Source organism: Myroides odoratimimus, from assembly GCF_001485415.1.
GTDB classification, from domain to species: Bacteria; Bacteroidota; Bacteroidia; order Flavobacteriales; family Flavobacteriaceae; genus Flavobacterium; species Flavobacterium odoratimimum.
In genome coordinates this window covers 48,662-62,256 of record NZ_BCMQ01000002.1, presented here as the reverse complement: position 1 = coordinate 62,256, position 13,595 = coordinate 48,662, and the positions used below count along the sequence as shown (strand labels likewise).

Genomic DNA, 13,595 nt, shown 5'->3' with positions numbered 1-13,595 from the left:
TTATGTGTGGAATTTTAGGAAGTATAAATTTACCATTTGGTGAAGCAACATTAAATACAATATATCATAGAGGTCCAGATAGTGGAGCTATTGAAAGTTTTGATATAGAGAATAGTACTGTTTTTTTAGGACATAGACGATTAGCCATTGTTGAACTAACAGAAGCAGGATATCAACCTATGACATCTATAGATCAAAATTTTGTAATTGTTTTTAACGGTGAGATATACAATCATTTAGAGCTTCGAAAGAAATTGCCTGAGATTAGTTTTAAAGGAAATTCTGATACTGAAACTATTCTTTACTATTTAGCTAAATTTGGTATTGAGGCGATAAAGGATTTTAATGGAATATTTAGTTTTTGTTTGCTAGATAAAAAGAGTCAAAAAGTGTATTTGGTTCGCGATCACTTTGGTGTTAAACCCTTATACTATTTATTAGAAGAATCTAATAAATTACTCTTCTCTTCAGAGATTAGACCTTTAAGATATTACAAGGGAAAATTAGAGATAGATCAAGAGAATGTAGCTGAGTTATTGAAACTTAGATATAATCCTTCGCCAGATACTATTTATCAAGGTATTTTAAAAGTGCGTCCTGGACATATTCTAGAGTATGACTTAGAGAAGAGCTCTATTGATATTTATAGTTATATAAACCCAGTTGCAATAGTTAAGAATTATAGCTTTAATAAGGCAGTAGGTAAATATGGTCAACTTTTTGAAGATGCTGTTAAGAGACAATTAATGTCTGATGTAGAAGTAGGTACTTTACTAAGTGGAGGAATAGACTCTGCTTTAGTTACTTATTTTGCTCAGAAACATTCTGATAATAGGCTTAAAACATATACAGTAGGGTTTGAAGAGAATGAATTTGCTAATGAAATAGAAGATGCTCAAAGGTCTGCTGATTTCTTAAAGACAGATCATCATAATATTATTATATCAGCTAGTAATTTTAAAGAGATTTTTGAAGAGACATGTCGTATTGTTGAAGAACCCTTAGGAACAACTTCAATATTACCAATGTTCTATTTAAATGAGGCTGTAAGTAAAGATTTAAAAGTAGTTTTAACAGGGCAGGGAGCAGATGAACCACTTGGTGGATATACTCGCTATAAAGGAGAAATCTTAGCAGATAAGTTTCCTTCTTTTATGTTTCAATTAATGAAGCCGATTGCTAATTACAGTAAAAAAGAGAGATGGATTAGAGCTGCTCAATCATTGTCTATTAAGAATGATGTAAAGCGTTGGGAAAACATCTATGCCCTATTTACAGATACCGAAATCAATACACTTATAAATCATAGTGATTATAAAAGCTATGATAGAATCTGTTATTACTATGAATTATTAAAGTGTAAAGACAAGAAAGGTGTTGAAGGAATGATGGCGGTTGATTTGAGAATGAATTTAGCAGATGATCTCTTAATGTATACAGATAAAGTTTCCATGAATTTTACAATAGAAACAAGGGTTCCAATGTTAGATGTTGAATTAATTAAGTTTTTAGAATCTTTACCATATGATTTTAAAATAGCTGATGGAAAAACAAAAAGAATACATAGAGCATTTGCAGAAGAAATTTTACCTACGGAAATAATTAATAGACCTAAGAAAGGTTTTATGTCTCCAACTGAAAAGTGGTTTAGAGAGGATTTAGGCGAGTATTATATACAAATGATTAAAGAAAGTGATAGTCCTTATTTTGAATTGTTTAATAAAAAGGCTGTATTGGATATTTTTGAACAACACAAAAAAGGCTTTAATAGAGAAAAACAGATTTTTACATTACTATCGATTTATTACTTATTTAATAAATAATGAAAATTGCAATTATAACATCTAGATATCCTAAAGAAAATCAGCCATACAATCATATGTTTGTTCATGTTAGGGCATTGTATTTTAAATCTCAAGGAGTAGATGTGACTATTTTAGTACCAGCAAAGGAGAAAAGTATATATAATTATCAAGGGATTCATGTAATAGAGGATGTGTCAAGTGAAATAGCTAATGTATTAGGGAAGTATGATCTATTATATCTGCATTTACTTAATCAATATCCATTAAAGAATGGTGGCTTTAGTATATACAATGCTATTTTAAAGAATAAATATCCTGTAGCAATCTATATTCATGGAACAGATGTGTTAAAGTATCCTGAGTATTTGTATGATTTTACTTGGTCAATAAAAGGTATTGTGAAGTATCTATATATTAATACTTGGAATCATTTTTGGATGAAGCGCTTCTTAAGGCAAATAAGTTTATCAAATAGGTACTTAATTATGACGCCTTCACTATGGATGAAAAACCATACTGAGAAGATTCTTGCTATAAAGTTTGAAAAGTTTTATGCAGTTCCTAATGGGGTTGATACTGAGTTGTTTGATGTTCCGTTTAATTATCAAAATAGACATAAGATTATTACAATAAGACCTCTCTCTGATGTTAAATATGGAGTTGATATGTCTATAGAATTAATGAGATTTTTACCGGATATATTTACATTAGATATTTATGGTAAAGGTTTTTTGAAGTATAAATATGAACAGCTAATAAAGAAGTATAATCTAGAGAATAGAGTTAGGATAATAGACGATTTTATAGAGAGAAAAGATTTGCCTACGTTGTTTTCTAATTATGGTATTTTTAGCGCTTTTACTTTGTTTGATTCTCAAGGAGTTATTATGTGCGAAGCTATGGCAAGTAGATTGTTAACAATAAGTAATAATAATTCTGCAATAAGTGAATTTATTGAAGATAGAATAGGGGGTTTAATTGATGATGATCTAGAGAAACTTGCACAGAGAATCATTGAGATTACTAATGATTCTCATGTGATGGAGAATATAGTAAAAGAAGGTAGGAGTGGAATGACGAAAATTAATTGGCGAAAACAAGGTGAAAAAGAACTTTTCTTATTAAAACAAATTGTGACATGAAATTAATACATGATAATGTAAAAAAGCTAGATTTTATTATAGGATATTTATTGTTTCCATTATTGATTTTGGACATGATAAATGGTATATTACATGAGAATAAGATTGAGTTTATATTTTCTTTAAGTCAATTGTATAAGTCTATTCTTATTTTATTATTAAGTGTTAGGCTTATTTTATACCCTAAAGTGTTTCAAAAAATTTTATTATATACGCTTATCCTTTTTATTCCTTCAATCACTCAATTTTGTTTTTATAATTCAGACCTCAACCTCCTTTTTCAGGACACTATTAGAACTTCGAAGTATCTAATTATTATTATCTCCTTTTATTATTTTAAATATTATCTAGTTGATAATAATAGTTTTACTATTTTATGGAGGTGGATAAAATTTTCATTTTGGATTTTAGCATCCAATTTATTGAGTAAGTTGGTAGGTTTAGGTTATCCAATGTATGAGTTTGGTAATATCGGGACAAGAGGATATTTTATTGCAGGTAATGAAATATCAGCATTACTAATTGTTCTATCTGCTATCATAGGTTATTATTATTTGGTTGTTAAAAAGGACAAGTTAGCTTTTATTTTTTATGGAGCCTTTAGTTTTGTTTTAGGTTTATTGATTAGCTCTAAAACAGGGATGCTAGGAATTGTTCTTGTTTATATTGCAATTCTTTTAAGTGTTTATGATTTTTCTAAAAATATATCTAAAGCAACAATTGGTAAGGCATTATTAGGAATTAGTAGCATATTAATTATAATTGTTCTTTTTATAACAAATACATCAATATTTGATAGATATACTTTATTTTGGGATAAGTTAGATTTTGTAACTTTTGTTTTGTCAAGCAGGAATTTATATTTCCATGAGACTTGGTTGATTATACAAGAGAAATATAATCTAATTAATTATTTTATAGGAGTTGGGCCTACGCAATATTATGAATGGGCATCTAAATTTGTAGAAATAGATATGATAGATATTTTTTTCTCTTATGGTATAATGGGGGTTTTACTTTTTTTTCAATTTTATGGAAGTCTATTAAAAGAATCTATTTTGCTTAGTAAAAAGCAGGAATTCCCTTTTGGTCGAGTAACTTTAATTCTTTTATGTTTTTTACTTTTACTATCGTGCTTATCAGGACATATATTAAATTCAGGAATAGCTGGTGTGTATATAGGATTTGGGTTTGCTATAATGTTTAAAAAGATTTAAAATGGAAAGGAAATTAGTTTTATTAGGGACATCGTTATTTTGTTTTTTAATACCTATTTACACAAAGTTGGCTAATATAGGTTTAGGCTTATTAGTAGTCAGTGTATTATTCTATATTTATAAGAATCGAAAGAATTTAGAGATTTATGGATTAAAAATATATGTAAAAAATAGCTTTAAGACGACTGTTTTTATTTTTGTATTATTGATTTTAGGTTTACTTTATACAGAAGATCTGAAGAATTCAATAAAATTGATTGAGAGGTTTTCTTCTTATTTACTTATACCTATAATATTTAGTTTTTTTCCTTTAGTTTTTTTACAGAAGATTAAGGATGTTTCATTTAAGGCATTTGTTGGTGGAACGTTTGTATCTAGTTGTATATTGATATTAAATAATTTCTATAACTATTATTTATTTAAGGGGCAAAGTATAGTTTTAGAAAGAGATATTTTTAGTTATGATTTTACTTATCACGTATTTGCTTCTTTGCTTGACTTTCATCCAGTTTTCTATGGTTTCTATGTAGTATTTGCATTGGTAATTGTTTTAGAAAATAAAACTGTATTTCATAAAACTGTAAGAGTTCTATTAGTTTTTGTTTTAGTAATTTGTTTGTTGTTTTTAAATAGTAGAAGCCCTTTTTTACTATTAACATTATATATATTATTTTGTATAATAAGAGCATTTGTTTTATTTGTAAAGTATCGCAAAGGTGGGATACAACTATTGATAGTGGTCTCTTTGGTAATATTCTCTTCTTTGGGGCTGAATCAGGTTTTAAAAGGAACATATCTTTATGAAAGAATTTCAAGCCAAGTTGTATGGGAGCTAACTGAGAATAAGGGAACATCTTATAGTGGAGAGTTTAAAAATGATAGCAGATGGAGTAGATGGGAAGCTATTTTTTATAAAGGAATGGAACATCCTTTTGTAGGCTCTGGATCAGGAAGTGAAGATAGAATTTCACTGGAAGCTTATAAACAAGAAGGATTAATTTATGCAGTAAAAGAAAAGTACGGACCTCATAATCAGTATTTGTCTTTTTTTATTGAATATGGTTTAGTAGGAGTTGCTTTGTTTTTCTATTTTCTTGTAGTTAATGTAATACATAATATTAGAGCAAAAAATTTTACTTTCTTGTTTTTATTTGTAATTATAGGTGTTGGTTCTTTATTTGATTCTATTTTATATCGTAATATGGCTATTATATTTTTTAGTTTTTATGCAAGTATTTTTACATTAATTAATTTGAAAAATGAAAGAAGAAATTTTTGATATTTCCATTGATAATTTGTCTATGAATGAGACATTAGATGTTATTAATAAATCTATAGATACTAAAGAACCTATTATGCATATAGTGGTTAATGCTGCTAAACTTGTAAATATGCAAAGTGATATAGAGTTGTTTGATAGTATTAAGAATGCTGATCTAGTTAATGCTGACGGAATGGCTGTGGTATGGGCCTCTAAATTCTTAAAAAAATCATTGAAAGAACGAGTATCAGGAGTTGATTTGTTCGTCAAACTTGTAGAAAATGCTGCAAATAGAGGAGAATCAGTCTATTTGTTAGGTGCAAATGAAGAAGTTGTAAGTAAGGTAGCAGATAAGTTTAAAGAAAAATATGGTGATCAAGTTATAGGAGGGTATCGTAATGGATACTTTACAAAAGAAGAGGAACCCAGTATTGTACAAGATATTGTGAATAGTAAAGCTACTTATTTATTTGTAGCAATTAGCTCTCCAAAAAAAGAAATATTCTTGTCAACATACAAAGAGGAATTATCTTTAATAGGTTTTACTATGGGGGTAGGTGGAAGTTTTGATGTTGTTTCAGGAAAGGTAAAGCGCGCTCCTCTATGGGTTCAACAATGTGGAATGGAATGGTTTTATAGATTTCTTCAAGAACCTAAGAGAATGTGGAAAAGAAGCTTTATTACCAATGGTAAGTTTATTTTTTTAGTAGTTAAAGAGAAGTTTAGAAAAGGATGAAAAAAATATTAATAACAGGAGCAGCAGGTTTTTTAGGCTCGCATTTATGTGATCGTTTTATAGCTGAAGGTTTTCACGTAATAGGAATGGATAATCTAATCACAGGTGATTTAAAGAATATCCAACACCTATTTCAATTAGAGAACTTTGAGTTTTATCATCATGATGTAACGAAGTTTGTGCATATACCTGGAGAATTAGATTATATACTTCATTTCGCATCACCAGCGAGTCCGATAGATTATTTAAAGATACCTATTCAGACGCTAAAAGTAGGTTCATTAGGAACGCATAATCTACTTGGCTTAGCTCGTGTAAAAGGAGCACGTATTTTGATAGCATCTACATCAGAGATATATGGAGATCCATTAGTACATCCACAGACAGAAGAATATTACGGAAATGTAAATACGATAGGACCAAGAGGGGTATATGATGAAGCTAAACGATTCCAAGAATCTATTACTATGGCATATCATACATTTCATAATGTAGAAACAAGGATAGTACGTATTTTCAACACTTATGGCCCTCGTATGAGACTTAATGATGGACGTGTTATACCTGCATTTATTGGGCAAGCATTAAGAGGAGAAGATTTAACTGTCTTTGGTGATGGTAGTCAGACTAGATCTTTCTGTTATGTAGATGATCAAGTTGAAGGTATCTATAGATTACTGTTATCAGACTATCACCTACCAGTTAATATTGGAAATCCAGATGAGATTACAATATTAGACTTTGCTAAAGAGATTATTGCCCTTACTCAGTCAGAACAAAAGATTATTTATAAGGATTTACCAATAAATGACCCTTTACAACGTTGTCCTAGTATTGAGAAGGCTAAGAAAATATTAGGTTGGGAACCAAAAGTCGGTAGAAGTGAGGGTATGAAGTTGACGTATGAGTACTTTAAAGCTTATTCAAGTGAGGATTTATTAAGAGAAGAACATAAAGATTTTTCAAAGTATATATATTAGTGAGTAAAAATTCAGGTAGATATTCGTATTTAATTAGACCATTGACTATAGCTATTGATTTGTTTGTAATCAATACAATGGCAGCTTTATACTTCTCTAGTTTAAAAGGAGTATATCTATTTCATTTAGTCATTACTATTGGTTGGATTATTGCAGCATGGATGAGCGACTTCTATGGAGTCTTCCGCCATACACGAGTAGTTAAGATTGGAGAGAAAATAGTAAAGCAGTTTGTTCTGATCTTAGTATTGATTACCTCTTTTAACGGGATTGCAGCTAGGTTTGCAGAACCTTTAGATATATTCCTATACTGTGTATATGCTTTTGGGATTATTACAGGAGTGAAGTTTTTTATCTTTTTCTCTTTAAAGTATTTTCGAAAAGTACTAGGGGGGAACTCTAGAAATATCATTTTAATAGGAAAGAGTAAGGAAATATCTTTATTAAATAAACTGTTTATAAAGAGAGGAGATCTTGGATATAGAATAGTTGCTACTTATGATGATGTATTATGTTTAGAAAAAGTAGATGAGATAGAACAACTTATCTTGGAGAATAAGGTAGATGAGATTTATATACAGTTTTCAATAATCCAAGGGGAGGATTATCATAGATTGTTAGAGTTGGCAGATAATAATTTAGTAACATTAAAGTATGTACCTACCCAAAAACAGATTATTACACATAATCTGAAGGTAGACTATTATGACTTGATAGCTATTGTCCCTAGACGTGTTATTCCTTTGGATAAGCCCTATAATAAGTTATTAAAAAGGTTATTTGATATTGTATTCTCTTCTTTAGTGATTGTATTTGTGTTGTCTTGGTTATTTCCTTTACTCGCTATTTTGATTAAAAGAGAATCTAAAGGACCTGTATTCTTTAAACAAAAAAGAACTGGAGTCAATGATGAAGAGTTTGTATGTTATAAGTTCAGGTCTATGGCTGTTAATGATGATTGTGATCAGAAGCAAGCGACTAAGAATGATATGCGTGTAACTAAGATAGGAGCTTTTATTCGTAAAACTAGCTTAGATGAATTCCCTCAGTTTATCAATGTCTTTTTAGGAGATATGTCTATCGTAGGGCCTAGACCTCATATGGTGGTTCATACGAAGTTATATTCAAAGAGAGTAAACAAGTTTATGCTACGTCACCTTATCAAGCCTGGAATTACAGGGATGGCACAGACACATGGATATAGAGGAGAAATAGAAACAGATAGAGATATTATTAATCGATTCAAGTATGATTTGTTTTATTTAGAGAACTGGTCTATACTCTTAGATTTAAAGATTGTGTATCTTACTGTTTACAATGTTTTTAAAGGAGAAAAAAAAGCATATTAATAGGAAAGCATCTAAACTAAATTAGATGCTTTTTTCTTTAGAGTAACTTTCGTTATTGTGTTATTTATATTTATTTTTGGTGTTTAATAACAAACAACACAATTAATGAAAATTTTACTATTAGGTTCAGGAGGACGTGAGCACGCACTTGCTTGGAAAATGCTTCAAAGTTCTAAATGTGAAGAGTTATTCGTAGCACCAGGAAATGCTGGTACAGCGAAAATTGCTAAGAATATAGCGGTCAATCCAAATGATTTTGAAGCAGTAAAGAAGACTGTTCTAGAGCATAAGATTGATATGGTGGTAGTAGGACCTGAAGATCCTCTTGTAAAAGGAATTGTAGATTTCTTTAAAGGAGATGATCTAGTAAATCATATTCCTGTAATAGGACCTTCTATGAAAGGAGCACAATTAGAAGGAAGTAAAGACTTCGCTAAAGAGTTTTTATTTAAACATAATATACCGACAGCTGGTTATGCTACTTTCACAAAAGATACAGTAGAAGAAGGGAAGAAGTTCTTAGATACAGTAAAAGCTCCTTATGTATTGAAAGCAGATGGATTAGCAGCAGGTAAAGGAGTAGTTATTTTAGAAGACATCAATGAAGCTAAGGCGGAGTTAGAGAATATGTTAGTAGATGCTAAGTTTGGTGATGCTAGTTCTAAAGTAGTTATTGAAGAATTCTTGTCTGGTATAGAATTGAGTTGTTTTGTATTAACGGATGGTAAATCATATAAGTTATTACCAACTGCAAAAGACTACAAGAGAATAGGAGAAGGAGATAAAGGGTTAAATACAGGAGGTATGGGAGCAGTTTCTCCAGTTCCTTTTGCTACTGATGACTTTTTAAAGAAAGTAGAAGAGAGAGTAGTTATTCCTACTGTAAGAGGATTGCAAGAAGACAACTTAGACTTTAAAGGTTTCGTATTCATTGGATTGATTAAGGTTGGAGATGATCCATTCGTGATCGAGTATAATGTACGTATGGGAGATCCTGAGACAGAAGTGGTGATGCCTAGAGTGAAGACTGATTTAGTAGATCTTTTTGAAGCAGTGGCTAACGAAACACTTGATACAGTAGAGATAGAGTTAGATGAGCGCACAGCTACTACAGTAATGTTAGTATCGGGTGGTTATCCTGAAGAGTATGAGAAAGGAAAAGTAATTACAGGTATAGATGACGTAACAGACTCTATTGTATTCCATGCTGGAACAGCACTAAAAGATGGAGAAGTAGTGACTAATGGTGGTCGTGTATTAGCTGTTACATCTTATGGAAACAGTTACGATGAAGCATTAAAAAAATCTTATCAAAACATAGCTAAGCTAAATTTCGATAAGATTTATTACCGTTCAGATATAGGTTTCGATTTGTAAAAATCGAAACTATTTTAAAAATGAGTGGGCTGTAGTATCTTGGTCATCTTCATTATTTGCTTTGAAGATTTTTAGTTGTTTTAACCAAAAAGCAAAATAGTAGCAAGTAATAAGGATAAACGCCCAAGTAATAATATTTGCAGTCCACCAATTTGTTAATTCTAATTTTGCAAAAAGATCCATTGGAATAAATAGAACTTTTTCAAAAAGGAATCCTAATCCAAGAAAAAATGAAGTCATTGTACTTTATTTTAAATTAAATAAAATTATTTTATTAATCCGTTACTAAACTTATTCAACCGATAAAATGGAAGTATAGGCTTAATATGTACAAAAATATAAAATATATAAATGTTAGCAAGTATTTTTAGTAAAACAAAACCAATTAATTACATTATACTGACCATCTTAATTCTATTAATCAGTGTTTTGTACTTATTTATAGACCAAGATCAGTTGGTTTGGACTACTTATGAGTTTGGTAAAAGAACTGTTTTACTAGCTTTGCTAATGGTGATGATGTATTTATCACAGTTTATTGCTACTCGTAATCGATTAGTAAGGGACAATGCTTATGTACCTCTTTTATTCGTCTCTTTTTTAATGCTATTCCCTACTGTTTTAGTACATAGTAAGGTTATTATAGCCAACTACTTTATCATGTTGGCTCTGAGAAGAATATTCTCATTGCATTCATTGAAGCAGTCTAAGGAGAAGATGTTTGATACCTCTTTATGGATTTTTGTAGCAGGGTTATTTCACTTTTGGAGTGTATTATTTTTACTTCTATTGTTCTTTGCGATAACTTATTTTGGAGCAAAAGATTATAGAAACTGGTTTATCCCAATTATTGCTTTTTTCTGTGTTTCTATATTTTTAGAATTGTACTTAGTGATTACAGACGGTAGTTATTATGACTGGTTCTGGGAGAAGTGTAGAGTGAGCTTTGACTTTATGTATTTTGAAAACGTATATCAGAATATTGCTTTGGCAGTCTATGTACCTATTGCTTTACTATTCTTTGTTAGCCAAGCAGCGAGTATTTCTTCGAAGCCTTTTAATATGCAAAGCACCTATAAGAAAATACTGTTATCTTTCCTTATAGGCGTTGCTATTTATGTGATTTCTGCTGATAAAAACAACGGAACTTTAATATTTACTTTCTTCCCATTAGCTGTATTAGGAGCTAATTATATAGAAGATATTCCACAGAAGTGGAGAAGAGAAGCCATAGTATACAGCGTATTTGGACTAGGGGTATTCTTCTACTTCATGCAGTTAGTATTATAGTTTATGTCCGTATGCTAGATCTCCAGCATCACCTAGTCCTGGTACGATATAATTGTGATCATCTAATTTCTCATCTAGAGTAGCTACCCATAGATTTACATTATCAGGAAGGTTTTCTTCTAAGTATTGTACTCCTTCAGGAGCAGCGATAACTACAGCTATATGTAGTTCTTTTGGCTTTTCTTCAGCCATTAGCTTATTGATTACGGCTACTAGAGATTGTCCTGTAGCTAACATAGGGTCAATAAGGATCAATATTTTGTCCTGGAATGAAGGTGCCGCTTGATACTCAACTAAGATCTCACTAGCCTCACCGTGTTTTCCATGACGGCGATAAGCAGATACGAATCCATTCTCAGCGTTGTCAAAGAAGTTCATAAACCCTGTGTGTAGCGCTAATCCAGCACGTAGGATAGAACATAATACTACATTGTCTTCAATGCACGTTGTGTGTTTAACTCCTAGAGGAGTTTGTACAGCGATATCCTTATAAGGTAACTTCTTACTTAATTCATAAGACATAATCTCTCCGATTCGCTCGATATTTTTTCTAAATCGCATGCTATCTTTTTGGATATTAACGTCTCTAAGTTGTGCTAAAAAGTGGTTCAGGATACTGTTTTCTGCTGAAATATAATGAATTTTCATCTCGGTATAATTAGTACGATAAAGGTATAAAAACTATATTTGTAAATAAAATAATTAGTATGTTTTCAGAATTAGCATTTCCAATATTCGAAGAGAGTATTCGTGACTATCATAAATTTGATAATGTTGACCAGCCAATCAACAACCCATATCCAAAAGATGATATCAAACATTTATTGTATTTAAAGAACTGGATTGACACTGTTCAATGGCATTTCGAAGATATTATTCGCGATCCACAGATTGATCCTGTAGCTGCATTAGCATTGAAAAGAAGAATTGATGCTTCGAATCAAGAGCGTACAGATATGGTAGAATATATTGATAGCTATTTCTTACAAAAACATAAAGATGTACAAGTAAAGGCTACTGCTAAGATTAACTCTGAGAGTCCAGCTTGGGCTATTGACAGATTATCTATCTTAGCTCTTAAGATTTATCACATGAATGAAGAAGCTACTAGACCTGAAGCTACTCAAGATCACAGAGATAAATGTCAAGCTAAATTGGATGTACTTTTAGAACAAAAGAAAGACTTAACTACTGCTATCGATGATTTATTAAATGATATCGCTAACGGAGATAAGTATATGAAAGTATACAAGCAAATGAAAATGTACAATGATGAGGAATTAAACCCTGTATTGTACCAAAACAAGAAATAATCATATCTTTGATAAAAAAATATAGAAAGCGTGAGTATTCACGCTTTTCTTGTTCATAACCTAATTTAACTAGTTGTGGCACAGTTGAAACATATATTGGTATTTAGATTGTCTGCTATGGGGGATGTCGCTATGACAGTGCCTGTAGTGCGTGCTTTAGTAGCACAGCATCCAGATGTACGGGTGACTGTAGTATCTCGTCCTTTTTTCAAACCTTTTTTTAAAGATATAGACAGGGTTGATTTCTTTGCAGTTGACGTAAAGAAACGACACAAAGGATTCTTGGGTTTGATCAGATTATTTAGTGACTTAAAGAAGCTTAAGGTTGATTATTTTGCTGATTTTCACAATGTACTACGAGCACAGATTATCAGAAGCTTATTTAGTTTAAGTGGTACTAAAGTAGCTGCATTAGATAAAGGAAGAGAAGGAAAGAAAGAACTTACTCGAGCAGAGAACAAAGTCTTTAAACAGTTGCCTACGATGTTTTCTAATCATCAGAATACATTAGCTAAGCTTGGCTTTAAAGTGGATTTAACTAATCCTCAGTTCCCTGCTGTACCAGAGTTAGCCCCAGAGTTATTACAATATGTAAAGGAGAAAGATACCATATGGATTGGGATTGCTCCTTTCGCACAGTATGATACGAAAGTGTATCCTCTTAACTTGATGCAACAAGTGGTAGACTCTTTAGCAGAACGTGAGAAGTCTATTATATTCTTATTTGGAGGAGGAGAGAAAGAAATAGCTTTATTGAACCAGCTAAAGCGCGATAACTATAATGTAATCGTGATGGCAGGTAAGGTGAAGTTTGATATAGAGATTAATCTTATACAGCATTTAGATGTGATGCTATCTATGGATTCAGGAAATGCACATATAGCGGCTATGCTTGGCAAGAAAGTTGTGACTCTGTGGGGAGCGACACACCCTTATGCGGGGTTTGCACCGTTTAATCAACCAGCAGACTATTGTATCACTGCAGATAGATCACAGTATCCATTATTACCTACGTCTGTGTATGGAAATAAGATTGTAGAAGGATATGAGAATGCGATGCATACAATAGATCCACAAGTAGTGTGTGACAAGGTTATAGAAGTAATAAAATCAGATAAATAATTG

The 13,595-nt window shown here is 31.2% G+C and carries 13 protein-coding genes; 11 read left to right on the top strand and 2 right to left on the bottom strand.

The window, feature by feature from the left end; genetic code table 11:
- Positions 1-2 precede the first annotated feature (2 nt).
- The 8 genes from asnB (at position 3) to purD (ending at position 9,867) form a co-directional block, all read left to right on the top strand.
- Positions 3-1,823, top strand: a complete 1,821-nt coding sequence (asnB, locus tag MODO_RS02435) for an asparagine synthase (glutamine-hydrolyzing) (protein WP_006257978.1) — start codon at positions 3-5, stop codon at positions 1,821-1,823.
- On the top strand, positions 1,823-2,947 hold the full coding sequence (locus MODO_RS02430) for a glycosyltransferase family 4 protein (protein WP_006257979.1): 1,125 nt from the start codon (positions 1,823-1,825) through the stop codon (positions 2,945-2,947). Before asnB ends, MODO_RS02430 begins: the two co-directional genes overlap by 1 nt.
- Positions 2,944-4,164: an O-antigen ligase family protein gene (locus MODO_RS02425; RefSeq protein WP_006257980.1), complete on the top strand. Its 1,221-nt coding sequence runs from the start codon at positions 2,944-2,946 to the stop codon at positions 4,162-4,164. Before MODO_RS02430 ends, MODO_RS02425 begins: the two co-directional genes overlap by 4 nt.
- A 1-nt stretch (position 4,165) precedes the next feature.
- On the top strand, positions 4,166-5,443 hold the full coding sequence (locus MODO_RS02420) for an O-antigen ligase family protein (protein WP_006257981.1): 1,278 nt from the start codon (positions 4,166-4,168) through the stop codon (positions 5,441-5,443).
- The gene (locus tag MODO_RS02415; RefSeq protein ID WP_006257982.1) at positions 5,424-6,161 is read left to right on the top strand and encodes a WecB/TagA/CpsF family glycosyltransferase; all 738 of its coding nucleotides are present in this window, start codon (positions 5,424-5,426) and stop codon (positions 6,159-6,161) included. Before MODO_RS02420 ends, MODO_RS02415 begins: the two co-directional genes overlap by 20 nt.
- The gene (locus tag MODO_RS02410; RefSeq protein WP_006257983.1) at positions 6,158-7,141 is read left to right on the top strand and encodes a UDP-glucuronic acid decarboxylase family protein; all 984 of its coding nucleotides are present in this window, start codon (positions 6,158-6,160) and stop codon (positions 7,139-7,141) included. Before MODO_RS02415 ends, MODO_RS02410 begins: the two co-directional genes overlap by 4 nt.
- Entirely contained in the window at positions 7,141-8,490 is a 1,350-nt protein-coding gene (locus MODO_RS02405; RefSeq protein ID WP_006257984.1) for an exopolysaccharide biosynthesis polyprenyl glycosylphosphotransferase, read from the top strand. The genes MODO_RS02410 and MODO_RS02405 overlap by 1 nt, the downstream gene beginning before the upstream one ends.
- A gap of 105 nt (positions 8,491-8,595) precedes the next feature.
- Positions 8,596-9,867 carry a phosphoribosylamine--glycine ligase gene (gene purD, locus MODO_RS02400; protein WP_006257985.1) on the top strand — a complete coding sequence of 424 codons (1,272 nt, stop codon included), beginning with the start codon at positions 8,596-8,598 and terminating at the stop codon, positions 9,865-9,867.
- 9 nt (positions 9,868-9,876) lie between these two features.
- On the opposite strand, the gene MODO_RS02395 is transcribed toward purD, so the two are convergent.
- Positions 9,877-10,107, bottom strand: coding sequence for a DUF6341 family protein (locus MODO_RS02395; RefSeq protein WP_006257986.1), 231 nt, complete (start codon positions 10,105-10,107; stop codon positions 9,877-9,879).
- Between the two features lie 111 nt (positions 10,108-10,218).
- Here MODO_RS02395 and MODO_RS02390 point away from each other — a divergent pair, with 111 nt between their 5' ends.
- Positions 10,219-11,157, top strand: coding sequence for a DUF6427 family protein (locus MODO_RS02390; protein WP_006257987.1), 939 nt, complete (start codon positions 10,219-10,221; stop codon positions 11,155-11,157).
- Here MODO_RS02390 and upp read toward each other — a convergent pair.
- The gene (gene upp, locus MODO_RS02385) at positions 11,152-11,805 is read right to left on the bottom strand and encodes a uracil phosphoribosyltransferase (RefSeq protein WP_006257988.1); all 654 of its coding nucleotides are present in this window, start codon (positions 11,803-11,805) and stop codon (positions 11,152-11,154) included. The genes MODO_RS02390 and upp overlap by 6 nt on opposite strands.
- 59 nt (positions 11,806-11,864) lie before the next feature.
- Between upp and MODO_RS02380 the strand changes: the two genes are divergently transcribed.
- Both MODO_RS02380 and MODO_RS02375 read left to right on the top strand, forming a co-directional pair.
- Positions 11,865-12,470 carry a DUF4254 domain-containing protein gene (locus MODO_RS02380; protein WP_006257989.1) on the top strand — a complete coding sequence of 202 codons (606 nt, stop codon included), beginning with the start codon at positions 11,865-11,867 and terminating at the stop codon, positions 12,468-12,470.
- A gap of 75 nt (positions 12,471-12,545) precedes the next feature.
- The gene (locus MODO_RS02375) at positions 12,546-13,592 is read left to right on the top strand and encodes a glycosyltransferase family 9 protein (RefSeq protein ID WP_006257990.1); all 1,047 of its coding nucleotides are present in this window, start codon (positions 12,546-12,548) and stop codon (positions 13,590-13,592) included.
- Positions 13,593-13,595 lie beyond the last annotated feature (3 nt).